The organism is Chitinophaga agri (assembly GCF_010093065.1).
Lineage (GTDB): Bacteria > Bacteroidota > Bacteroidia > Chitinophagales > Chitinophagaceae > Chitinophaga > Chitinophaga agri.
The window spans coordinates 6,163,386-6,186,090 of the sequence record NZ_CP048113.1 but is presented as its reverse complement, the minus strand read 5'-3'; the positions used below and the strand labels follow the sequence as shown (position 1 = coordinate 6,186,090).

General features: G+C 47.5%; 20 protein-coding genes. 4 read left to right on the top strand and 16 right to left on the bottom strand.

Annotated features, from left to right (window positions below; translation table 11 throughout):
- Positions 1 to 8 precede the first annotated feature (8 nt).
- Entirely contained in the window at positions 9 to 1,595 is a 1,587-nt protein-coding gene (locus GWR21_RS24850; RefSeq protein ID WP_162334349.1) for a SusD/RagB family nutrient-binding outer membrane lipoprotein, read from the top strand.
- A gap of 387 nt (positions 1,596 to 1,982) precedes the next feature.
- Here the strand turns inward: GWR21_RS24850 and GWR21_RS24845 are convergent, their stop codons facing one another.
- The gene (locus GWR21_RS24845) at positions 1,983 to 2,792 is read right to left on the bottom strand and encodes an alpha/beta hydrolase (RefSeq protein ID WP_162334347.1); all 810 of its coding nucleotides are present in this window, start codon (positions 2,790 to 2,792) and stop codon (positions 1,983 to 1,985) included.
- A 299-nt stretch (positions 2,793 to 3,091) separates the two neighbouring features.
- Here GWR21_RS24845 and GWR21_RS24840 point away from each other — a divergent pair, with 299 nt between their 5' ends.
- Together GWR21_RS24840 and GWR21_RS24835 are read left to right on the top strand one after the other, a co-directional pair.
- Positions 3,092 to 3,967, top strand: coding sequence for an SPFH domain-containing protein (locus GWR21_RS24840; protein ID WP_162334346.1), 876 nt, complete (start codon positions 3,092 to 3,094; stop codon positions 3,965 to 3,967).
- A 17-nt stretch (positions 3,968 to 3,984) separates the two neighbouring features.
- On the top strand, positions 3,985 to 4,176 hold the full coding sequence (locus GWR21_RS24835) for a hypothetical protein (RefSeq protein ID WP_162334344.1): 192 nt from the start codon (positions 3,985 to 3,987) through the stop codon (positions 4,174 to 4,176).
- A gap of 116 nt (positions 4,177 to 4,292) precedes the next feature.
- Here the strand turns inward: GWR21_RS24835 and GWR21_RS24830 are convergent, their stop codons facing one another.
- Both GWR21_RS24830 and GWR21_RS24825 read right to left on the bottom strand, forming a co-directional pair.
- Positions 4,293 to 6,629 carry a M1 family metallopeptidase gene (locus GWR21_RS24830; RefSeq protein ID WP_162334342.1) on the bottom strand — a complete coding sequence of 779 codons (2,337 nt, stop codon included), beginning with the start codon at positions 6,627 to 6,629 and terminating at the stop codon, positions 4,293 to 4,295.
- A gap of 44 nt (positions 6,630 to 6,673) precedes the next feature.
- Positions 6,674 to 7,264, bottom strand: a complete 591-nt coding sequence (locus GWR21_RS24825; RefSeq protein ID WP_238430000.1) for a HupE/UreJ family protein — start codon at positions 7,262 to 7,264, stop codon at positions 6,674 to 6,676.
- 70 nt (positions 7,265 to 7,334) lie between these two features.
- Between GWR21_RS24825 and GWR21_RS24820 the strand changes: the two genes are divergently transcribed.
- Positions 7,335 to 7,820 (top strand): DUF6702 family protein, encoded by a 486-nt coding sequence (locus GWR21_RS24820; RefSeq protein WP_162334340.1) that lies wholly within the window; start codon positions 7,335 to 7,337, stop codon positions 7,818 to 7,820.
- Here GWR21_RS24820 and GWR21_RS24815 read toward each other — a convergent pair whose 3' ends face one another.
- The 13 genes from GWR21_RS24815 to GWR21_RS24755 are packed head-to-tail and all read right to left on the bottom strand — an operon-like array spanning position 7,821 to position 22,699.
- Positions 7,821 to 9,110 (bottom strand): phenylacetate--CoA ligase family protein, encoded by a 1,290-nt coding sequence (locus GWR21_RS24815; RefSeq protein ID WP_162334339.1) that lies wholly within the window; start codon positions 9,108 to 9,110, stop codon positions 7,821 to 7,823.
- 12 nt (positions 9,111 to 9,122) lie between these two features.
- Positions 9,123 to 9,500: a holo-ACP synthase gene (acpS, locus tag GWR21_RS24810; RefSeq protein ID WP_162334338.1), complete on the bottom strand. Its 378-nt coding sequence runs from the start codon at positions 9,498 to 9,500 to the stop codon at positions 9,123 to 9,125.
- A gap of 2 nt (positions 9,501 to 9,502) precedes the next feature.
- Positions 9,503 to 11,191 (bottom strand): C45 family peptidase, encoded by a 1,689-nt coding sequence (locus tag GWR21_RS24805; RefSeq protein ID WP_162334336.1) that lies wholly within the window; start codon positions 11,189 to 11,191, stop codon positions 9,503 to 9,505.
- A 13-nt stretch (positions 11,192 to 11,204) separates the two neighbouring features.
- Positions 11,205 to 12,710: a phytoene desaturase family protein gene (locus GWR21_RS24800; protein ID WP_162334334.1), complete on the bottom strand. Its 1,506-nt coding sequence runs from the start codon at positions 12,708 to 12,710 to the stop codon at positions 11,205 to 11,207.
- Positions 12,700 to 16,575, bottom strand: a complete 3,876-nt coding sequence (locus GWR21_RS24795) for a trifunctional MMPL family transporter/lysophospholipid acyltransferase/class I SAM-dependent methyltransferase (RefSeq protein WP_162334333.1) — start codon at positions 16,573 to 16,575, stop codon at positions 12,700 to 12,702. The genes GWR21_RS24800 and GWR21_RS24795 overlap by 11 nt, the downstream gene beginning before the upstream one ends.
- An 18-nt stretch (positions 16,576 to 16,593) precedes the next feature.
- On the bottom strand, positions 16,594 to 17,799 hold the full coding sequence (locus GWR21_RS24790) for a DUF2062 domain-containing protein (protein WP_162334331.1): 1,206 nt from the start codon (positions 17,797 to 17,799) through the stop codon (positions 16,594 to 16,596).
- Positions 17,799 to 18,164 carry a 3-hydroxyacyl-ACP dehydratase gene (locus GWR21_RS24785; protein ID WP_162334329.1) on the bottom strand — a complete coding sequence of 122 codons (366 nt, stop codon included), beginning with the start codon at positions 18,162 to 18,164 and terminating at the stop codon, positions 17,799 to 17,801. The genes GWR21_RS24790 and GWR21_RS24785 overlap by 1 nt, the downstream gene beginning before the upstream one ends.
- A complete protein-coding gene (locus GWR21_RS24780) occupies positions 18,164 to 18,784 on the bottom strand; it encodes a hypothetical protein (protein WP_162334327.1) in 621 nt (206 codons plus the stop codon). Before GWR21_RS24780 ends, GWR21_RS24785 begins: the two co-directional genes overlap by 1 nt.
- Positions 18,762 to 19,394, bottom strand: a complete 633-nt coding sequence (locus GWR21_RS24775; RefSeq protein ID WP_162334325.1) for an outer membrane lipoprotein carrier protein LolA — start codon at positions 19,392 to 19,394, stop codon at positions 18,762 to 18,764. The genes GWR21_RS24780 and GWR21_RS24775 overlap by 23 nt, the downstream gene beginning before the upstream one ends.
- Entirely contained in the window at positions 19,387 to 20,163 is a 777-nt protein-coding gene (locus GWR21_RS24770) for a polysaccharide deacetylase family protein (RefSeq protein WP_162334323.1), read from the bottom strand. Before GWR21_RS24770 ends, GWR21_RS24775 begins: the two co-directional genes overlap by 8 nt.
- Positions 20,157 to 21,221, bottom strand: a complete 1,065-nt coding sequence (locus tag GWR21_RS24765) for a beta-ketoacyl synthase N-terminal-like domain-containing protein (protein ID WP_238429997.1) — start codon at positions 21,219 to 21,221, stop codon at positions 20,157 to 20,159. The genes GWR21_RS24770 and GWR21_RS24765 overlap by 7 nt, the downstream gene beginning before the upstream one ends.
- 3 nt (positions 21,222 to 21,224) lie before the next feature.
- The gene (locus tag GWR21_RS24760; protein WP_162334321.1) at positions 21,225 to 22,439 is read right to left on the bottom strand and encodes a beta-ketoacyl-[acyl-carrier-protein] synthase family protein; all 1,215 of its coding nucleotides are present in this window, start codon (positions 22,437 to 22,439) and stop codon (positions 21,225 to 21,227) included.
- Positions 22,439 to 22,699, bottom strand: coding sequence for a phosphopantetheine-binding protein (locus GWR21_RS24755; protein WP_162334319.1), 261 nt, complete (start codon positions 22,697 to 22,699; stop codon positions 22,439 to 22,441). The genes GWR21_RS24760 and GWR21_RS24755 overlap by 1 nt, the downstream gene beginning before the upstream one ends.
- Positions 22,700 to 22,705 lie beyond the last annotated feature (6 nt).

Genomic DNA, 22,705 nt, shown 5'->3' with positions numbered 1-22,705 from the left:
CCGGAATCATGAAATCTCTGCATAAACTCATACTTGTACTGTGCCTGCCTGCTTTATTGCTGGCGCCTGCCTGTACAAAGGACTTCGAAGATATCAATACAGACAAGAATAAATCAGGCGAAGCCAGTGGTGTACCTGAATTTAACTTCTCGCGTGCCCTACTGGAATTCACTGGTAACAGCGACTACAGTTACGAAACATGGCGCGTAAATATCATCTACTGCTCCATGATGATGCAACAACTTTCTAATGCTACCTGGTATGCAGGAGACAAGTATCAGCAGAACGACGGATGGGCCAGCGCATACTTCGAACGTGCCTACCCTGATCAGATCAAATACATCGCAGATGTGGTACGAGTGACGAAAGACAATCCTTTCCAGTCAAACCTCTACAACATCAGCCGCATTGCAAAAGTGCTGATCTTCCACCGCCTGACTGACATTTATGGAGACATTCCTTACTCAGAAGCAGGTAAAGGCTACAGCGATCGCATCTTCACACCTAAGTATGATGCACAGCAGGATATCTACATGGATATGCTGAAAGAACTGGATGAAGCAGCCAAAGCACTGGACGCGACCAAACAGGTACCAGGACAGGGTGATCTCATCTACAACAAAGGCGGCTCCCAGAGCGCGACACAGGTTGTGACCAACTGGAAGAAACTGGCTTATTCACTGATGCTCCGTCTGTCTATGCGTCTTACCAAAAGAGATGCAACCATCGCAAAGACATGGGCAGAGAAAGCATACGCAGGTGGCCTGATCACGTCCAATGCGGAAAATGCATTTATCGTACATGATGCAACAGGCGGCAGAACTACGGTGAACAGGGTTAGCAATATCCTCTCCGGTGAGTGGAATGCGATCAATACGCCAGGTGAAGCCAGCATCAGCAAAACGTTCATGGACTTCCTGAAAAACAATAACGACCCACGCCTGCAATACATTGCTGTGGTTCCGGCCAGCAACAGTGAAGTACCTGCTGACCAGCTGGGCATGCCGAATGGTTATGACACCAATGGCAGCAGCAGTCCTACTGATATTACCAAAGCGCCTGGCTATCCCGGCGATCTGAAGAAATATTCAGTATTGAATAAAAATGTGTTACTGAAACTGAATGGGCCAACCTTCCTGCTGACTTATGCACAAACAGAACTCTTGCTGGCTGAAGCCGCAAAAAGAGGCTGGAGCGTAGGTGCAGATGCCGCTACTCACTATAACAATGGTGTAAAAGCAGCCATGGAGCAACTGGCACAATACAGCGCTAATGCTGCCATCAGCAGTGGTGATATCCAGACTTATCTGACAGCACATCCATATGTTGACGCTGATGGTTACAATCAGATCAATACACAATACTGGGCAGCAAGCCTGCTCGACTGGTACGAAACATGGTCTAACTGGCGCAGAAGTGGTTATCCGCTACTCACTCCCGTTAACTATGTAGGTAATGCCACTGGCGGAAAGATACCACGCAGAATGCTGTATCCATCCACAGAGTCAGCCTCTAACCCTACTCATTACCAGGAAGCCATTACAAGACAAGGCACAAACGCTTTGACCACCCCTGTTTGGTGGGATAAGCAATAAAAATTCTCGTATAGCCATCTATACCGCTATAAAAAAAGCAGCAATAACAAGCCGGATCTCTTCAGATCCGGCTTTTCATTTATACAGACAGCAACAACTGGTGTTGCGGCCCTTTTTCACTTGCCAGGTTCACTCCAGGAACCCTTCATCTCAAATTCGCACCGCTTAATCGCCCCCTTTTCCCCCGTAAAAAAACTTTCAGCACTGGGAGTGTCCAGGGCTGGTTTACCCTGAAAAAGGAGCTTAAATAGCATTTTCCTGAAATAGTACGGCCCGGTGTATCAAACCAGGATAACACATGCCCGGTAAACTAGAAGAGCCGTCCGCCAGCGGCGAACAGCTCTTTATCCACATTTAATATCCGTTACCTGCTACCAGGTAATGACCTTATTTGAAAAAACGATGGAAATAGAACAACTGATACATGATAGCATTGCTCCAGTAATCCCAGGTATGAGCGCCGGCGCGCTCAATATAGTCGTGTGAAATACCCTGTTCCAGCATCTGCTGATGCAGCTGACGGTTCACATCAATAAAGAAGTCTTTCACACCACAGTCAATAATAATAGAAAGCGAATCATTCTTCAGGCGGGATAACTGATTTACAACAACGTTCTGGTCCCAGTTGCCACTATTTTCTTTAAAAGTCCCCAGTCTCTTCGCAATGTCCCAGTTATTGGGGAAAGGGCGGAAATCCACTCCCCCACTCATGCTGCCTGCAGCGCCAAATGTCTCCTGATGACGGATCGCCAGGTACAAGGCACCATGACCGCCCATACTCAGCCCAGTGATAGCACGGTGTTCGCGGGATGGCATTGTACGGTAATGTTCATCTATATAAGCAGGTATTTCCGTGCCTACATATGTTTCGAAACGGATACCACTGTCCACCGGACTGTCGAGGTACCAGCTGCTGTAACCGCCGTCGGGAAAGACCAGTATCATCTGATAAGCGTCCGCTACGGCGGCGATAGCTGGTATTTTACGAACATAGTCTGCATAATTACCACTGTATCCATGCAGGATATATACCACGGGATATTGCTGTTGGTTATCCTTGTGGCTATCCGGAGTGATCACCACACACTTCAGACTTTTGTGCATTGCCTTGCTAAAGATCGTTACTGTGTCCACCTGTGCGGCGTTTGCCCTGAAAAAGCCAAGCAATAGCAACATACTGCCTAATAGATACTTCATATCGTGAATTTTGCCTTAAAATAAGATGTTTAGCTGATGACTGCAAATTCATGCAGGCTTATTGCCGTCACGCCTGGTAAATGACTACTATTTAAGAAGGTAAGATCCAGGTATTGATGCCACAAATGATCCAATAATGCAAACAACTATTGAACAATCAATCACTTACGACGTAAACACCTCCTGAAAAGGCACCGTTCTCCTGGTTTTTCACCTCCGGAGGCAGCAAAAAGCGCACTTGTCAGTCTCATTCAATTTGATTACTTTTGATATCAAATTGATACCAAAATATCACCACTATGGAAAAGATCATTAAACCTGTTTCCGGTTATCTGGCTGCCGTCCTTGCCGTTGCCGAATTCCTTATCGCTATTGCACTTTTCATTGTGTCAGCAGAAACGGGAGGAGGAGGGTTAACCTTCCTGGCTGCCATTTTCTTTATAGCAGCACTGTTCACCGTAAAAGGCATTATCATCGTAAACCCTAACCACTCACGCGTACTGACCTTCTTTGGTAAATACATCGGTAGTGTAAAAGAGAATGGATTGATGTGGGTAAACCCCTTCTACAAAACCTCACACCTGTCCCTGAGAGCACATAACCACAATGGCCAGCAGCTGAAAGTGAACGACAAACTGGGGAACCCTATTGAAATTGCTGCCGTAACGGTATGGAGAGTAACGGATACCTATAAATCCTCATTCGAAGTAGATAACTATCTGCAGTACGTAAATGTACAGAGCGAAGCAGCTGTACGTCACCTGGCAGTAAGCTACCCTTATGACAGAATGGAGGAGATCGAATCTTCTGATGATATCACCCTGCGTGATGGTGGTGATAAAGTGAATGAAATGCTGGAAAAAGAACTGAACGAGCGTCTCGGACCCGCTGGCATTACTGTACTGGAAGCGCGTATCAGTCACCTGGCCTATGCGCCTGAAATTGCCGGCGCCATGCTGCAACGTCAGCAGGCTACTGCCATCGTTGCGGCACGTACGAAGATCGTGGAAGGTGCAGTAGGTATGGTGGAGCTGGCACTGGACAGACTCTCCCAGAAAGACATCGTCGTACTGGATGAAGAAAGAAAGGCGGCCATGGTGTCTAACTTATTAGTCGTACTTTGCGGCGAATCTAAAGTTTCACCTGTCGTAAATACAGGTACCCTACATCAATAACCAGGTAAATAATGGGTATGGCGGATAAGAAAACATTTGTACTAAGGATTGATACCCAAACATATGATGCAATTGAGAAATGGGCTGCGGATGAGTTCAGAAGTATCAATGGTCAACTGGAATGGATCATTCACCGTGCACTGAAAGAAGCAGGGCGCCCTGTGAAGAAAGCGCCGGAAAAGCCGAAGAAAGGCGATAAGGAAGCATAGCTCTTCCCTGTGGACCGGCCACCTGTTGACACACCAGTCAGATATTAAACGAAGAAGGCCTGATCTGTAAACAGATCAGGCCTTCGCTATATAAAGTAATCTACATCCTTCAGCGACTACTTCTGGGCTTTCTGTGCCTTCTGCATAGGATTACCACCAGTGGATGCACCACGGATACCCTGTGCCTGACGGAACAGTTCAAAGCGGGATGGCGCAGCTACACGCGGCCAGCTATTATTTGCCTCATCGATATCGGCTGTCTCACGTAATGGATCCAGCTTCACGCTTACCACTTCTTTATCTTTTGCAAATACTTTCGTAACACTGTTTTCATCTTTACGCCAGATATAAGCAGAGATACGATCTGTTTCCTTTGTACCGTCAGCAAACGTCCACTCAACGATCAGTGGCATTACCAGTCCACCGACGTTAGAGAAAGTCAGTTCGTAGAAGTTCTTCTTACTTTCGTACAAACGCTTTTCCTCAGGTGTCAGACCTGCAGTGAAAGCTGCATAACCTTCTTTATCTTCAGCGGTCACTTCAAAGCGGTTCCATTTACTGTAGAAGTCCTGCAGGCTGGTATCCTTATCTACCTCGTAAGTCATACCCGCGGCTTTGTTACGTGCACGGGAGATATGATCAGCCGCACGATCGTATTTTGCTTTCGCTTCTGCTTTGGAGATCTGCGGATCTTTATTATCCAGGCGGAACCATTTCACGCTATCAAGGGAAATATCCACAGGTTCTGTACCAAAGAACCATCCACGCCAGAACCAATCCAGATCAACAGCTGATGCATCTTCCATTGTACGGAAGAAATCTGCCGGTGTAGGATGTTTGAATGCCCATCTGCGTGCATACTCACGGAAAGCAAAGTCAAACAGCTCTCTTCCCATTACTGTCTCACGAAGAATGTTCAGTGCAGTAGCCGGCTTCGCATAAGCATTCGGACCAAACTGTGAAATGTTCTCAGAGTTTGTCATGATAGGCTCCAGCTGATTTTTCGGCATCTTCATGTAATCAGTGATCTTATACGCAGGTCCACGGTTGGAAGGGAAATTAGCATCCCATTCCTGTTCTGTAAGGAACTGACAGAACGTGTTCAGACCTTCATCCATCCATGTCCACTGGCGCTCGTCGGAGTTCACGATCATTGGGAAGAAGTTGTGACCTACTTCGTGGATGATCACGCCGATCATACCGTTTTTGGTTGCCTCAGAATAAGTACCATCCTTATCCGCACGGCCGTAGTTGAAACAGATCATCGGATATTCCATACCATTTGCAGCTTCTACAGAGATCGCTACAGGATAAGGATATGGAATCGTATGTTTGGAATAGGTCTTAACAGTGTGTGCTACTACTTTCGTAGAATAGCGGTTGTACAGTGCATATGCTTCAGGACCATAGTAAGACATCGTCATTACTTTCTTTCCCTCTACATTCGCAGCCATTGCATCCCATACCAGACGGCGGGAAGAGACCAGGGCAAAGTCACGTACGTTTTCCGCGTCGTATACCCATGTCTTACGACCGTTAGCATGACCAGCCAATGATTTCTTCGCCTCATCCAGTGTTACTACCTCAATAGGTTGTTTCGCTGTCTGGGCCTGCTGCCAGCGCTGATACTGTGCGCCTGTCAGTACTTCTTTATAGTTCTGACACTCACCCGTAGCACCTACGACGTGATCGGCAGGAACGTCCATCTTTACATGGAAGTTACCGAAGGTCAGTGCAAACTCACCACGACCGGTGAACTGCTTGTTCTGCCATCCCTGGAAATCAGAGTATACTGCCAGACGAGGGTACCATTGTGTGATGGTATACAGGTAGTTTTTATCTTCCGGGAAATATTCATAACCACCGCGGCCACCCTGTACCATACGGTCAGAGATATTGTACCACCATTCTACCTTGAAACGGAGCTTCTGCCCCGGTTGCAGGAGCTGTGGCAGGTCAATACGCATCATGGTCTGGTTGATCGTATAAGGCAGCGCTTTACCGCTTTCGTCGGTCACCTTAACGATGTTCACACCGAACTGCTTGCTACCCGGATTGCCCAGCAAACCATTGATAGTGCGCATACTCATTCTCTCTGACATGTTACTCCCGTCAAAGCTGTTGTTATCGCTTTTCAGGTCATGCTCATTTTCATCCAGCTGTAACCAGATGTAGTTCAGCGGATCAGGAGAGTTGTTGTAGTAGGTGACAGTCTCTGCACCGGTGAGTTTCTGCTGTTCATCATCCAATGATGCGGTGATGTCGTAGTCCGCCCGCTGCTGCCAGTATTTAGGTCCGGGAGCGCCGGAAGCAGAACGGTACATATTCGGATCTGACAGCATAGTACCCAGCTGTTCAAAGCGGTTACCGTGATTAGAGCCTGGATTCTGCGCTTGTGCCATTGCCGTCATGAAGCAAAGGCCGAGTGCCAGTCTGAAGGATTTTTTAGTCATAAACAAAATCTATATTTCAAAGGTCGCAGCTGGTTGAATACTGCTTACTTAACCATTAATTCTTTGAACCGCTCAGCGGCCATCATAAATGCGATCCCAAAAATAGCCGAAGAGAGGAACATATTCCAGTCTCTCCGTTTTACCCGGGTGATATTGACAATAATACCTGCCAGCAACAAAACACCTGTAACGATCAGTATCTGGCCGAATTCCAGTCCGAGGTTGAAGGCAAGCAAGGGTTTGACAATGTTTGTCTGTGCGCCCAGCAAACTTTTAAGGTACCCCGAAAAGCCCATTCCATGGATCAGTCCGAAGAAGCCTGCAAAAAAGTAGTTGAGCTGTAATTTGCCAGGCACAGCCTGCTTTCTGATGATATTGGAAAATGCGGTGATAAATATAGTCACAGGTATCAGAAATTCTATCAGATCGCTGCTGATATGCACCACATTTGTTACGCTCAATGCCAGGGTGATAGAGTGTCCGATCGTAAAAGCGGTGACCAGCACCAGTACTTTTCTCCAGTCTTCGAGCAGGTAAATGGCACATAGTGCTGCGATAAATAATATGTGGTCCATACCTTCCCAATCCACAATATGCTGCCAACCCATTTCGAAGTACATCACAAACTCGTTCATTACCCTATATTTGTTGCTAGTTTTAGTAATTATACAAAGGTCATCTTAATATTTAAAATTTTTTAGGCAAGTGGGGGTATTATTATATAAATGGTTGATTGCGGCATCTATTTTATGGCATCCGTTCTACGTCAGTGTCACAGAGATCGAACATGATAAGTCTGATAACGAACTGCATGTCAGCTGCCGTATCTTTGCTGATGACCTGGAAAGTGCCCTGAAAAAGCAGTCTAAAGGCTCACTGGATATTATTCACCCGGCTAACCGGGCGGCTACTGACAGCCTGATTGCCGGGTACCTGCGGAAACATCTTTTTGTGACCGCTGATGGCAAGACCATCCGTCTCCAATACCTGGGTTACAAAATAGAAGAAGAAGCTGCCTGGTGCTTCCTCTCCGCCGAAAAAGTGCCTGCTTTCAAAAGTGCCCACGTCCGTAATAATGTACTGTACGATGAACACCCTAACCAGATCAACATGATACACGTGATCGTCAATGGTGTCAGGAAAAGTACTAAACTGGACAATCCGAAAGCAGACGCTGACTTTTCTTTCTGATTATCTTCTGTCAATAAATTTGATCGGCTTTCTGCTGCTTTCGGGAAACTGCATCTTCATGACGTCGGCCTGTGAACAATAGCGCACCTGCGGGATGACACGCAGTTTTGCCTGCAGATAAGAGCGGATCTTCCGGTCAATGTCTTCTGTCTCCGCTACCGGCCAGAGATGTAACAGGATCTCGTCTGTACCTATTTCGTTGGAAAAGACCTCTACAACAAACTCCTTCACCTCTTCCATATCATTCAGCAGGTCAAACAGCGCAGGTGGATATAAGGTAGTGCCTTTGTACTTGATCATCTGCTTGCGGCGACCGATCACCGGCGATAAGCGCATGGTATGACGGCCACAGGAGCAAGGCTCCTCATAATACCGGCAGATATCTCCTGTTTTATAACGCAGTAGCGGCATGCCTTCCACGCCCAATGTGGTGATCGTTACCTCCCCATCCTGGCCCGGGCCAACAGGCTGATTATTATCATCCAGTAATTCCACATAGAGCAGCTCCGGATGATGATGACCGCCCTGCCCTGCTTTACATTCCGTGAATGCGGTCTGCATTTCCGTAGACGCGTAAGTGGAATACAGCTGAATATCCCATTGCTCGGTGATCTTCTTTCCTAATACATTCAATGAGAAATCCACATTACGGATGTTCTCTCCTATACATACCGCACTCTTCACGGAAGAGGCGTTGATATCAATGTTATGCTCCTTTGCAAAAGCGATCAGCTTCACAATGAAAGACGGTACGGCCACAATCGTGGTAGGTTGAATCCTGCGGATATTCTCCCATTGCAGGGAAGGTACTCCCGGTCCCACACGCAGTACACCTGCACCCAGCTTACGGATGCCATTGTAATATGCCATACCGGCCATAAACTGGCGGTCCAGTGTCAGCATCAGCTGATAGATATCGCTTTCCGTGCCTCCTGCGCAGCAGAAGGAGATGTATTCATTATAGCTCAGACGCTCCTGGTCTTTCTGTGTCAGTGCAATGATAACAGGGTTACCCAGTGTACCCGACGTAGTCGTATATTCAGCGATCTTACTCTTATCTACGCAAAGGAAATCCCAGTTCTGCTGTTGCAGATGTTCTTTGGTAACAGGCGGGATCAGCCACAGGTCGTTCAGTGATCTAACAGTGGACGGTTGTATACCATGCTGTGCAAACCATTCTCTGTAAAAGGGAGAAAACTGGCGTAGATAACCCAGTAAGTGTAATACTTCTTTTTCCTGGAACTTTCTGATAGCTGCACCGGACTGCAGTTCTATGTCGGGTATGTACATGGTTGTCGGTTTTCAGACCTCTATCAGCACTATGGCTACTGCGGTAGCCTTCACATGCGATAGAGAGACATGTATCTGTTTAATCTGTAATTCACTATAACTGGCCACTGCGTTGCCGGTTAGCTGCAACAGGGGTTTTCCTGTTTCACTGTTGACAATCCCGATCTCGTTGAAGTTGATCGTACCATGCCCCCAACCTGTTCCCAGGGCCTTCAGGAAAGCCTCTTTGGCAGCAAAACGGGCAGCATAGTGTTGTGCCGGATGTACCTGCTGTTCGCAGTAAGCAATTTCCTGCGCTGTAAATACCAGATCACGGAATCCTTTCCCTTTCCCGAGTTTCACCGCGATGCGGTCTACTTCAATAATATCGGTACCGATCCCGTAAATCATGATTATCTACTTTTAGCACATTTCTCCAGCTGTTTGCGGATATGATCTTCCTCCGCCTTTGTTGCGATAACCTTTGTCAGCGCTTGTTTATAATAACCGGTGGCGGCAGCGTATTGTTTCCTTTTAAATGCATAGTCACCTGCCAGTACATAGGCATGATAGTATTCAGGATTCAGACTTACCAGCTGCTTCACATCGGCATCTTTTCCATCCATAATATCTGTCTTGATCTTACGGAACGCGACGAAAGCCTGGTAGTCCTGTGTTTGCAGGAACGGGTCTGCTGCAATGGTCTGTGAGCTGTCGTATATCTCATGATCGTACTGCAGTCCTTTCATCGCGAATACAGTGTCCAGGTTATAGGCAACGAATTTACCTAACTGCCATGGCGCCGTAGACACCCATACCATCTTCTTTTTAGGTTCAAATACCACCGCATGGTGCGCGATGAACTGGTTGATCGCTCTTTCGTTGCCCATACCGATGTTACGTCCGTTCATTCCTTTGCGGTCACGCAGGATGTCCACCGTTTTCTGTACCGTGTTAGGGCCTTTCTCTTTCAGCAATTCAGATAAGCGGTTGAAACGGTAGCCGGAAGCTGTTTGCTCCCGCTGTGCTATATTCTTTTCATCTGTACCCAGTTCTTTACTCTGGAAGTGATTGGTACAAGTAATAAACTGGTCCTTCGGATCGTACATGCCTATTTTCTCAGGCGTCTTCTCTATGATGACCGCGCGGTTATCTTCTGCGGAGCCTACCAGGAAAGATTCTGATACGAACATCTTGTGCCTGTTGGCAATCGCCCAGGCTTCATCGATGTTATGTGCATACTGCAATATCTCTCTTGCCACCAGTGATACCGGTGTTGCGGAACCGGTAGGAATATCACTTTTATCTGCATTGATGGTTACGGTGAGTCCCTTCTCATTCATACCGGAAGCAACACCTGTGAAACCACCCCAGGTCACCATCATAAAACGGTATCCTTTCTCCGGGCGATAAAACGCAACGATCTTATCTTCTGCGAATTTATCACCTACATAAAAATCAAAGTTACGCCCGATGATCAGGTTACTGTCGGCAGACGCGCCATCCCAGGTACCAAAGGAAGTACAGGCTACCAGCGCCATGTTCTGCAGGGCGTGCCCGATGTCGTGTGCGGCATGATAGTTCAGGATACGCTCATAGTTGGTACCGATGAAATCGTATTTATCGGAAGCGGAAAAAGAGATCCCATAGATCTCCTCCTTATTCTCTTCGGCAATATTATCAGCCAGGTGCCTGTTGAAGAAGCCCACGAAATAACGCAGGAATTTCAGGTAGGACTGTGAAGGGATCATTTTTTTGATCTGATCCGTGAAATGGTCTTCCTGACGCTGGATCAGCTCCGCTGCCAGTTTGCCCTCTACGACACCTCTCTCAAAAGGTTTTCCTTCCACATACAGCTCATACAGTCCGCTTTCGCTTTTACGGAACCAGCTGTTGCCCAGTGTATAACTGGTACTGTCCAGCTGCTTACGCTGCCATTGCAGGGATGACTTATCCGCTATCTCGGGTGGATCAATATGTGATACACTCATTACATAGACAACCAGTATGATCAGTAATAATATGATCGTACCAGTAATGTATAACAGCGCCCTTCCCAGTTTACGCCATCCGCTCCGTTTTTTCCCCTTATTCAATGACATCTCTCAGTTATATTTATGCTGCGTTAATATCGTTTATCAGCTTTTCCATGCCCAGCAGCACCGAACTGGTGATCACTGCTGTCATTGTTACGCCTAAAATCCCATGCAAGTTCAGATTTTGCCCGGTAAGATACAAATTAGGCAGACGAGTGGCAGCGGAGATAACTGTTCTCAGTGGATCGCTGGCATCTTTAGACACACCATACATGCTTCCCTCCGGCATTGCCAGATAGTCCCTGTAAGTCAGTGGTGTAGAGGAATAGTAGGCATGGATGCAGTTTCTTAATCCCGGGAACTGTTTCTCTACAGCATCCAGGAGCCTCTCCGACCTTTCTTTCTTAAATGACTGATAGTCAGCATGTCTGTCGTCCGGATAGGAATCTGTGTTAAAGGTATCATGCCATGGCGCCACATCTTCATAACGCATGTAGGTCATGATAGACAGGTTATCAGCATAGACATCCCTGCCAGTACCAGCTGATACAAACATCGCATAGGTATTAGGCCAGTTAGCATCCGTATAGTTCACCCCATCCCAGGCATTATCTGTCAGGTGATGATAGTAATTATAGTTATGATAGCGGAAAGTGCCTGGCTTCAGCACCACGTTCAGCATGAAGGTGCCCGGCGTATTCTCCAGCGACTGTAGCCTGGTTTTATAGGCAGCCCGCAGGCTCACACTGTCTGTCATCTGCATGGTGACTGCCGGATGCAAACCTGATATGTAATGCCTTGCGTAAACTTCCTCACCGTTCCCCAGTACGATATGATCTACCTTGCCATCAAATTCTACGATACGTTTTACTTCTGTATTACGAATGATGACCCCGCCATTGTCTTTGATGATCCTGTTCAGGCTGCGGGCTATCTGTGAACCACCATCAACACATTTCCAGGAGCTTTCTATATAGCTGTTCTGCACAAGGGCATGGACGTAGAAAGGGGTTTTACCCTGTTCACCGGCGTATAACATGTTGTTACCCGCCAGTACGTGCCGTAGCCTGTCATTGTCCGTAATACTGCACAGGAATTTATGCGTATCCAGCCCCATCACACTTTCCTTCTCCCGGTAGTCTCCCATCCGCAGCTTAAATAACGGGAACTTATTACATACGTCCTGCATTTTCTCACAGTAGGCATGTAAAGCATCCTTTTCATCAGGGAAATCTTTCAGTAATTCACTAATGAAGTTATCATAGCCCTGGGCATGCCGGTAGGTTTTCTCTTCATTTCCGAAATGGATATGATCGAACCCATCCAGATCCAGTCGCTTCAGTTTCATGCTATCCATGATGCCCAGATAACGGAATACCTGATTCAGTGTCTGCCGCTCATCTAATCCACCAATATAATGTACACCTGAATCAATAATAGCTTTGTCGCGTGAAAAGGTTTGCAGGCAGCCACCGATCTGTCTGTTCTTTTCGTAGATACAGACACGGTAACCGTTCTTACTGAGAATAGCTCCGCACACAAGACTTCCCAGCCCGCTTCCTATTATGACTACATCATATTGCATGTACAGGGGATAACTTTTTGATGATAAAAATTACGTTCGAGGTATACTTCGTATTGTCTATCTGCTCCATGACTGCACCATTGGCAGCAACGATCTCCCGGATGCGGGAAGATGAGAAGAAAGACAAGGGTTTATCTTTTGTCTTGTTAAAGCCGATCAGCTTCGTTGAAAAGAACTCCGTCAGCTTGGTACCTTCATGTCTCTTTTCCAGATCGGCATCACCATCACGTACGATGATCACTCCGTTTTCATTCAGCTGACTGATACAGGCGGATAGTACTTTTTCCTGTTCTGCCGGTTGCAGATAATGCAGCACGTCACTGATGACATAGGCGTCACAAGGTTCAAAGGTATAGTTGGTTATATCGGCATGTTCAAAGCTCACCTGTTCATTACGCAGGTAACAATGCTGTGCGGTGATGATCTTATCTTCGTCATAATCCAGTCCCTTCATAACCCTGTCTTTGGATAACCAGTGCAGCATATAGCTCATGAAACCATATCCGCAACCAATATCGAGTATGCGGCCTTTCTTAGGCAGCAACTGATCGAACAGGGCATAGTTACCTTCCAGCTTTGTTTTGATACGCATGTACCATTCCAGCACCGGGCCCTTGTAGATATAGTTGTAAATAAGTTGTTCCCTGAAATAGAAAGGCGTTTCCGTTTCCTGGCGCACCTTCTCGTATTCCGTTTTGAAGTAACGGCTGATCTGTTTGGTGCGTGCGGCATACCCATCTCCCCAGTTACTATCGCCGGCCTTGATCCTGGGCAGGTATTTCACAGTGATAGTACCATCTTTCAGCAGGAAGTCATTCTTGCTCATGGTGTACGCGGTACCATGCAGTACGATCGGCAATATATCCAGTCCCATCTGCTCCGCAATATAGAACGCCCCTTTGTGGAAACGTTTTACGGTAGCATCTTCGGAGCGGGTACCTTCAGGATATACCACAATGGAATATCCCTGTGCTACTTTCTCTCTAAGTTTATCGATACTGTTCTCTGCGCCGTCAGCTACCGGATAGTAATCACCCATACGCACGACCGCGCCGAACACCGGAGAGTTCCATACCCACTTGCTCGTCAGTAATATCACCTTCGGATGCAGCATGGTAGAGATCAGGATGTCCAGGAAAGACTGGTGGTTACTGATGATGACAGCAGGCGTCGCCAACTGTTCATCCAACGGATTAATGATCTTCTTTTTCACATTGCCCATGATATAGATCACTGACTTTGTGTAAGCAGACAGGATACGATGATAGAGATATTTCGCTTTTTCTTTTCTCTTAAAAGGATTGAACTTCACGAGTATCCAGCCGATCACTGTTAGCACCAGGCAACCTACCGTAAAATAAGTGAATGAGAACACCGATTTCGCCCAGCCATGTAATGTCCATGGCGCTCTGCCTTTCTTCACACGGTTCGTGATCAGCCAGTTGAACAACAGCGGGATGAGTACCTGCGAGGTGAGCACCACGCAGCTGATACCAATAATGGAGATTAAAGCAACAGATCTTAAGGAAGGATGTTTGGCGAATATCATCACACCTATGCCCAGGACCGTTGTGATGGCTGACAGGAAGATAGAAGAGCGGAAAGAGGAAAGATTCTCCTTCTTGCCTGATTTATACTCCTGTAATAACCCATCCATGGTAAAGATGCTGTAATCATCACCCAAACCAAATATGAATGTGCTCAGAATGATGTTGACAATATTGAACTTGATACCGAACAGTCCCATAATACCAAGTATCCACACCCAGCTGATGAGCATGGGTATAAATGTGATCAGGGCCAGTTCAATACGGCCGTAAGATATTAACAAGGCTACAAATACCAGCAGGGAAGTCATCCAGGCGATGCTGTTAAACTCATCACGGATCACGACTGCCAGTCGGTTGGCCACATACTGTTTATCGAATATGGTGGTGTGTTCCAGTTCACCGAATGCGTTGTACACAGCCGCTTTCTGCGCCGGGTCTATTTTCAGCAATGTAACTAATGACACATTGCCTTTCTTTTCTGTAATGAAGTCACCCAGGTTACCGGAACGGAGTGACTGGAAATCTTCTTCTGGAATAACAGAAAAGTCCTGCTGTAACCACTGTTCGAAATGGTTGAAAGCAGCGGCTTTGTAGCCGATGGCTGGTCCATGTTGCTGCAGGTAGTTGATGACCAGCTGTTTCTTTTCTGGTGTCCAGTAGTCTTTCCAGCGTGCTATTCTGCGTTCCTGCTCCTGTGTGGAGAGCAGTAATGTATTTACGCCGGCGTATTTCTTTACGATACCCTGCTGTTGTAACTGGTGAACCAGCGGTAAGAGCTTTTCGCTATTGCGCAGGGCCTCCTGCAGATCCGCTCCGTCTGTTACCAGGTAAACGGATTGTGCAGTGTATGCATTAATTTGATTGAACTTTGTCTCGGCTGCTTTCAGTTCCGGACGCATGAAGTTCATACGCATCATGTCACTTTCGAAACCAACTTTACCGGAAGTAAAGAAGAAGAATACGGTGAGCACCAGGATGCTGTAGACCAGTACCTTATTCTTTTCTGGCCGGTAAGCAGCCAGTCTGTCCAGCCATGTGTCTGAATGAGCGTGGTGCTGTTCAGGATTACGTCCTATGACGATCCAGTGCGGCAGGATAATGAGGGAGAACAATGCTGCGCCTATCAGGCTGTAGGCAGCGAACATACCTACATCGCGCAGCATGGGAGAATGTACAAACTGCAGACAAAGGAACCCGCCTACCGTTGTAAAGCTACCTATGGTCATCGGTTCCGCCAGATCGCGGATCACTTCACGGATGTCAGGCGCATGACGATGATGGTTGAAGATATGCATGGAGTAGTTCACCGCAATACCCAGTACGGCGGCGCCCACACCTAAAGCAATACCGGAGATACTATGTTGTGTCAGCGCGATGATGGCGATGGAGAATAATCCACCGAAAGCCACCGGCAACATGATCAGGATAGGTGCACGTTTTCTCTTAAAAAAGAAAGCGATCAGTACGACCAGCAAAGTGATGGTGATGCCTAAAGTCAGCCAGGAATCCTGTTTGATCTGTGTGGCATTACCAGCTGATACAGCAGCGGCGCCATAAAAGAAGGCGTTGGCAGCATGTGAATATTGCTGGAGGGTTGCTATTTCTTTCTGTAAGCCATTCAGCAGGACCAGGTTCTTTCCGGTAGCGCTGGGTGGATTGGCAGGCGTAATGAACAGCAGCAGATGGCGCTGATCTTTACTCATCACAAAACCATCATACAGTTCAAACTGCTCATCATACTGCAGGTGCTGCAGTTTCTTAATACCCAGCCAGGACATGCCAACCGGGTCTCCTGCAATGACTTTCTTTACGACCAGTCCGGCCGGAGATATCAGCGTATGATAGTTACTTTCCAGTGTTTGTTGTAACCGGTCAGGCATGATCAGCGAATCTATCTGCCGGTAGTCCTTTTCTTCGAGGAAAACGGGCAGGTGCTGCTGGATCACCTGCATCAGGTCCAGTACAGTATTATCTTCTACCCGTGCCTGCAGGTATTTGATATGACTGCCATATTTGGCATTTATGCTGTCAGTCAGCGTCTGGGCAAAAGCGGTCAGGCTATCCGGCTGTGCAGGCTGCGTAGTATCTGCCTGAGAAACCACGACCACCAGTTTATCTGCAAAACGGGAGTCATTGAAGACCTGCTGCAATTTATCCAGTGTTTTGTCCTTCGGCAGTATACGGGTAATATCTTCTTCCAGCTCAATGTGGGAGGCAAAGAAACCAGCCAGCGCAAAACTGACGATGGTACATATCCACAGCCAGGCTTTATGCCGGTTAAAGAAATCATATATGCTTACGAATAACTTACCCATATTTTTAAATACCGAATACTAGCGTGCCTGTCGCTGTCTGGCCGGATCATTACGGAAGATGGCCAGCAGCACATATACAACCAGGGTAACCAGCAAACCTGCTGCCACCGCCAGTGTACAGGCGCCTGTTAAATATTGAAATAAATTCTGTTTGATGATATCCAGTGAGAGATCTGTACTGAATGGCAATAATAAGCTACCATCCCTGACCCATACCCTGCCGGTGGCGAAGCTGGCGAAGATGACAAAAGGGATCATGGGAGGCAGACTGACATGGCAGGACATAAATACCAGTGCCTTGTTGAGGCGGAATAATACTGCCAGCGCCATAGCAGTGACCATCTGGAAACCCCAGATCGGTATAATGCCCATAAATACGCCAAAGCCGATGGAGATCGCCTTCCTGAAATTAGACTCTTCCTTATTAAGCACATGGTCATACCACATACTGCGCCAGCTTTCCGGTTTCAGGAGATAGCGGATGAAATCCCTTGGTTTGATGTACAGGAATGCGATCGTCACCAGTACCGTATTCAGCACACTGATACGCGAAAAATCGCGGAACGGACGGAAATGGGAGACCCTTTCGTCCGCAGGTGGATAATACACTTTAATAGGCGCCCAGTCGATCTTAATACCTTTCCAGGAGCTACGCACCAGCACTTCGATCTCAAATTCATACTTGGTGCACCAGAAACGCATGTTGCGCATGGCGTATACCGGATACAGGCGATAGCCGGATTGTGTGTCCGGTGCTTTCAGGCCTGTTTCCACATAGAACCAGAAGTTGGAGAACTTATTAGCGAACGTGTTCTTGCCGGGCATATTTTCCTGTTGCAGATTACGTGCGCCGATGACAATAGTGTTTCTTTCTGTTTCCAGCTTCTCCAGCATTACAGGCAGATCGGACGCAAAATGCTGCCCGTCGGCATCCATGGTGATCACATAGTCATAGCCCTGTTCAACAGCATATCTGAAACCACGGCGGAGCGCGATTCCCTTACCCCTGTTGGGTGTATAGTCAACTCTCTGTATCTGCGGAAAGGTATCCAGGATAGCGGCAGTTCCATCTGTGCTGCCATCATTCACAACGATCACATGGGAAGTATAGGAGAGCACATCTCTTATAACAGCTTCCAGTGTTTTTGCGTTGTTGTAGGTTGGCACCAGTACTGCCGTTTTCTGGGCAGTGAACTGATCGTGATATGTTATGGTATCGGTCATTATGCATCAACAAATGTTCCCTGGAATTTCATGAAGGTGAGGTCTTCATGTTTCAGGGAAGCGGTCACTTTTATTTCACCATCCTGCAGCTTATACTGAACAGTCGCCCCGACACGCGGGTGCACGTGCGGATCGATCATATTCAGGAACTTCTGTTGGGAAGCCTTTTTAAACAATACTTTCTTTTGCAGCAGTTTTTCCAGTAATTCCTGGACGGTCTGCATCATGCAAACACCTGGTACTACAGGACGCCCCGGGAAGTGTCCTTCAAATACGGGATGCGCTGCATTCCATAACACCTGGTAAGTGCCTGCTTCGCCTGCCGTCTGCTCCTGCTCAAGTGTATATAATTTTCCTGCTAACATTATTTCTGTACGCGTTGTAGTGAAATATTAAATTTAAAACCCTGGTGCCGAACATTGATCGTATCGGGTACACCAGCGGCATAATGTTCCATCCATACTTTTACTACCGGCTTACGTTTGGAAGACTTTTCAATCCGGTCCAACCGTTCACAGGCAGCATCTGTAATGTAATAATTATTGCCTTTTTCCGTCGGCACGACGGTGTAGTGATAACCGCTATCCTGCATCACATGTGCCTTTGCCAGATCAGGACGCAGCAGTACCAGCTCGAAATCACCACGCAGTGTTTTAACCACTGCTTTTTTATCCATCTTAGGCAGCATGTAATGTTTTACAAAACCGCCATCTTTCGTAAATTCAAAATCAAAGAACTTAAAGCCCATTTCATTGGCGAATACCACCCGCAGACTACTATCCGGCATCTGCTTAAAGAAGAGTAATCCGCTGAGATGATGCTTCAACACATCCACCTGTGTGCTATACAGTGTATTGCGGAACTGCGGACGGAACTGCGTAATACAGGCTGCATCAGCCGTAGCCGGCTGCAGGTGTTTATAAGCAGAAGAACAGCCGGACAACAGTCCCATGGCCAGTATACTATTTAACAGCAAAGACCGCATCTGCAATATTTACATTCAGTTGTTTATGCACGAAGCTGATAGTGGTATCGTCGCCACCGGCTTCATACATTTCAATCTTTGATACGGAGTAATCCTTCTTGTCTACCAGCAGATGAATGGATTTAAAATACTGCGCCAGTGATCTATTGACCGGCGTCATTTCCAGCAGGTAAGACTGCCCGTTCTCCAGCACTTTCGTGTTGAAGTCAGCGTTATTCACAATATTGCCCTGTACACAGTCAACGGTTATCTTATTGATCTGCTCAAACAGCTTATTACCTTTTGTAGAAACGCGGTTTTCCTTCTGTCCGTCTTTCACCTTGATCTCCTTACCATTCATGATCAGCAGATAATAGGATGGCTGGGCATATTCCATGCGCACCTTATTGTCTTTCTTGAACCAGAACTTGCCTTTGGACACGATCTTATCAGCAAGCATACTGAGATTCTTCTCCTGCACAAAATCACACTGTATGGACTGCGTCGCCTGAGAAGCCTTTGCAAACTGTTGTTTGAAAGCGGCTACGTCGGCTACCGGTTTAAAACCAGACTGCGCCATCACGGGGAGAACGCAAAGCATACAACCCAATATCAAAAGCCATCTACGCATAAGCGGGTATATTTAATAATTTGTCTATTCTTTCAATGATATATCCTTCCTGCTTCAGGTATTGTATCAGCGCAGGCAGTACCTGGACTGTCACTTCCATGGAGTCATGCAGTAGTAGCACCGCGCCCGGACGGACACCTTTCTTTATTCTTTCCAGCAGCGCCTGTTTATCTTTTGCTACTGTATCCAGTGAACGGATATTCCAGCCTACCGGTGTATAATGTCCTCTTCTGATCGCCTTGGCGAGGTTCGGATTTGTTACACCATAAGGTGGACGGAAAAGACGGGGCCGTTTGCCGGTCACCTGTTCCACCGTATCATCTACTAACTGTAATTCTTTCAGCATCTTATCCGGCCCGAACATATCAAACCAGAAATGATGGGAGAAACTGTGGTTTCCGATCACATGCCCTTCGGCATCTATACGACGCAACAATGCTTCTTTTCCCCCTATGCGGCTACCGATACAAAAGAAGGTAGCAGGCACCCGTTCATTACGCAGTATATCCAGGATAACCGGTGTATACTGTTCCAGGGGACCGTCATCAAATGTGATAGCCATCTTCTTTTCCTGTGTCTCTGCTGCACATACTACCGGAACGTAAAAATCTGACCCGATATTACATGCACCCCACACCAGTGCGGCCACATAAGGCACCGGCAGTAGTACAAACAACCACCAGGGCAGCGCCGTCCACAGGTTATGCACCAGTAACGCCGCCGCAAGCAACACGATCAGGCCGATATTTGCAGTACGGTGTGTCAGCATGCGGATAACAATATCAGCGAGTGATGCGTTTGTTTATAATGATTGTAGATCAGTACCTTTTTAATAGCATCAGGCGCAGTCCCTTTATACAGGGCCGCTGCCGGCACCTGTTGTGCAGCGATCACCTTTGCACCGAGCCACATGCCAAAAGCTGCAGCAGTCGGATATTCTCCACAGAGATGTTTAAAACAGGCCACCGGCTTACCGGCTAACGCACTGTTTTCCATATGCTCATACCACTCATCTCCACTGGCATCACCATTGCGCCCGTTGATGAACAGACTGACTTCATCCTCACTACAGTTATGAGCGGCCAGAAAAGCGGCTATATCTGCCGAAATTTCCGCCTTCCCTCCGGGTTTGTACAAGGTAGTCACTCCGGTCAGTTTTGCGGCCGTATTCGCCCCTTTTTCCGTTCCCAGTACAAAGCAGGCAGCGCCTTCTCCTGCCACGGTACCATGCGTCTGGCTATGTAACAGTTCAGCAGGTGTAACCACCTCTTTTTTGTATATATCGAAACGGGAGAGGATGTTAAAGCTATGATTGGTCAGTTCATCCATTGCTCCTGTCAGGATGGTGCCGGAGCGGCCTTCCTTCAGGATCATCGATGCGTCCAGCAGTGCACTTTCGAAAGAAAAACCTTTATGAACGAAGGTATTGTTATAACCATGACAGCCCAGCATCAGGGCGATCTGTCCGGCTACGGTGTTATGGGTGGACTGGATGAACGCCGTAGGCGTCAGCATCTCTTCCTGCTGATTGATCATCTTTGAGAGGAACACGCCGGTATCATCCAGGCAGCCGTAAGCGGTGCCGGTGATAATAGCGTCGGGTTTCTCTATGCCGGCATCCTGTAAGCTCAGCTGAGCAGCAGCAACCCCCATTTTGATCACACGGCTCATACGGCGGATGAGCTTTACATCTATCCATTGCTTATAATCAGGCTCCGCCGCTTTCATACGCGCACCTTCCCAGGGAAGCACCTGCTCAGGGAATGGACCACCATTGGCAGTTTCCTGTGGTGACACACAACCCGTTCCTTGTATATAGATGTTCATATTTTACGATTGTGCGCTTTTTGAAAATACCAGGCTGGAGCAGTTACCGCCAAACCCGAATGAGTTTGACATCACATGCTGTATCTTATTGCCTGTAGAAAATCTGGTCTCCGGCGCAAATGGCAGCTCTTTCATCTGTTTGCTGAAATTGGCATTCGGATAGATGATCCCTTCCTTCACCGCCCAGGCAGAGAACACGGCCTCAATACCACCACTGGCACCCAGTGTATGGCCGGTGAATGATTTGGTACTGCTGGCCGGTGGATAATGCGGTGCAAACAGGCGGGCAATAGCGCTGCCTTCTGCCACGTCATTATTCTGGGTACCCGTACCATGCAGATTGATATAGCTGATATCTTCCGGTTTGATCCCACTCATTTCCATTGCCCCCTGCATGGCAAGGAAATTACCTGTACCATCAGGAGAAGAGGCTGTCTGGTGATAAGCGTCATTTGCATTGGCATATCCGCTTAATCTGCACCATGGCGTTTTGCCCACTGGCATTTCAGCGGCCAGTGCATCACTTACCAGCACAACATAACCTGCACCTTCTCCCAGGTTCAACCCGGTACGCGTATCATCGAAAGGGCGGCAGGCAGCCTGGTCAAGGATCATGAGGGTATTAAATCCATTCAGGGTAAAACGGGTCAGCGCGTCGGTTCCACCGGCAATGACCACATCTACCAGGTTATTTTTGATCAGTCTTGCGCCATACATCAGCGCATTAGCGCCTGACGAACAGGCGGTGCTGATCGTCGATATATGATGACGGATGCCCATTGCATCGGCCACCAGTTCAGTGATCGCGCCACATTCATGGTGTACGACCTGACTGAGATGACCCTGGGACGGGTCCTGCAGATAGTCTGCAAAGAAGTCTTCCGTCTTATCCATACCGCCGACTGTATTCGCAGAAACAAAACCTACCCGGTACTGCCGTATATCTCCAAGACCGGTGCTTTGCCAGGCTTCCTCAGCTGCCACTCGGCTGAGAAGCGCGGTACGGCTGAGTTTTGCAGACATACCTGTCCAACCGGCCAGGGTCTCATTTGCCGCTTTTACTTCCACTACGGGAAATGTATGGCGGTGTATGGAGTGCAGATACTCCATATGGGCCATGCCCGGCTCCATATGTTTGAATGCAGTCAGGCATTCAGACAGGTTATTGCCTATGCCACAAATGACGCCGCCTCCGGCAATCCATACATCACTATGCATTATTTACTGGTTTGGTGGGCGGTAATAAATTCAGCGATGGTACGCACGGAATGGAATATTTCCGGCCCCTGCTCAGGATTGGCAATGCGGATACCATAATGCTGCTGCAGCAATACGATGATTTCCAGCGCATCGATAGAATCCAGCCCTAAGCCATCTTTGAACAATGGTTGATCATCCCCGATATCTTCAGGTTTTACTTCCTGCAGGTTCAGCTGTTCTACGATCTGCGCCTTCAGCGCCGCCATCAAATTTTCCATGATTAT

Bases quoted from the DNA above. Each gene is read 5' to 3' on its own strand.
- GWR21_RS24755 (WP_162334319.1), bottom strand. From the start codon at position 22,699: ATGGAAAATTTGATGGCGGCGCTGAAGGCGCAGATCGTAGAACAGCTG.
- GWR21_RS24800 (WP_162334334.1), bottom strand. From the start codon at position 12,710: ATGCAATATGATGTAGTCATAATAGGAAGCGGGCTGGGAAGTCTTGTG.
- GWR21_RS24780 (WP_162334327.1), bottom strand. From the start codon at position 18,784: ATGCGGTCTTTGCTGTTAAATAGTATACTGGCCATGGGACTGTTGTCC.
- GWR21_RS24815 (WP_162334339.1), bottom strand. From the start codon at position 9,110: ATGTACATACCCGACATAGAACTGCAGTCCGGTGCAGCTATCAGAAAG.
- GWR21_RS24790 (WP_162334331.1), bottom strand. From the start codon at position 17,799: ATGACCGATACCATAACATATCACGATCAGTTCACTGCCCAGAAAACG.
- GWR21_RS24795 (WP_162334333.1), bottom strand. From the start codon at position 16,575: ATGGGTAAGTTATTCGTAAGCATATATGATTTCTTTAACCGGCATAAA.
- GWR21_RS24775 (WP_162334325.1), bottom strand. From the start codon at position 19,394: ATGCGTAGATGGCTTTTGATATTGGGTTGTATGCTTTGCGTTCTCCCC.
- GWR21_RS24835 (WP_162334344.1), top strand. From the start codon at position 3,985: ATGGCGGATAAGAAAACATTTGTACTAAGGATTGATACCCAAACATAT.
- GWR21_RS24760 (WP_162334321.1), bottom strand. From the start codon at position 22,439: ATGCATAGTGATGTATGGATTGCCGGAGGCGGCGTCATTTGTGGCATA.
- GWR21_RS24845 (WP_162334347.1), bottom strand. From the start codon at position 2,792: ATGAAGTATCTATTAGGCAGTATGTTGCTATTGCTTGGCTTTTTCAGG.
- acpS (WP_162334338.1), bottom strand. From the start codon at position 9,500: ATGATTTACGGGATCGGTACCGATATTATTGAAGTAGACCGCATCGCG.
- GWR21_RS24850 (WP_162334349.1), top strand. From the start codon at position 9: ATGAAATCTCTGCATAAACTCATACTTGTACTGTGCCTGCCTGCTTTA.
- GWR21_RS24785 (WP_162334329.1), bottom strand. From the start codon at position 18,164: ATGTTAGCAGGAAAATTATATACACTTGAGCAGGAGCAGACGGCAGGC.
- GWR21_RS24840 (WP_162334346.1), top strand. From the start codon at position 3,092: ATGGAAAAGATCATTAAACCTGTTTCCGGTTATCTGGCTGCCGTCCTT.
- GWR21_RS24770 (WP_162334323.1), bottom strand. From the start codon at position 20,163: ATGCTGACACACCGTACTGCAAATATCGGCCTGATCGTGTTGCTTGCG.
- GWR21_RS24825 (WP_238430000.1), bottom strand. From the start codon at position 7,264: ATGAACGAGTTTGTGATGTACTTCGAAATGGGTTGGCAGCATATTGTG.
- GWR21_RS24765 (WP_238429997.1), bottom strand. From the start codon at position 21,221: ATGAACATCTATATACAAGGAACGGGTTGTGTGTCACCACAGGAAACT.
- GWR21_RS24805 (WP_162334336.1), bottom strand. From the start codon at position 11,191: ATGTCATTGAATAAGGGGAAAAAACGGAGCGGATGGCGTAAACTGGGA.
- GWR21_RS24830 (WP_162334342.1), bottom strand. From the start codon at position 6,629: ATGACTAAAAAATCCTTCAGACTGGCACTCGGCCTTTGCTTCATGACG.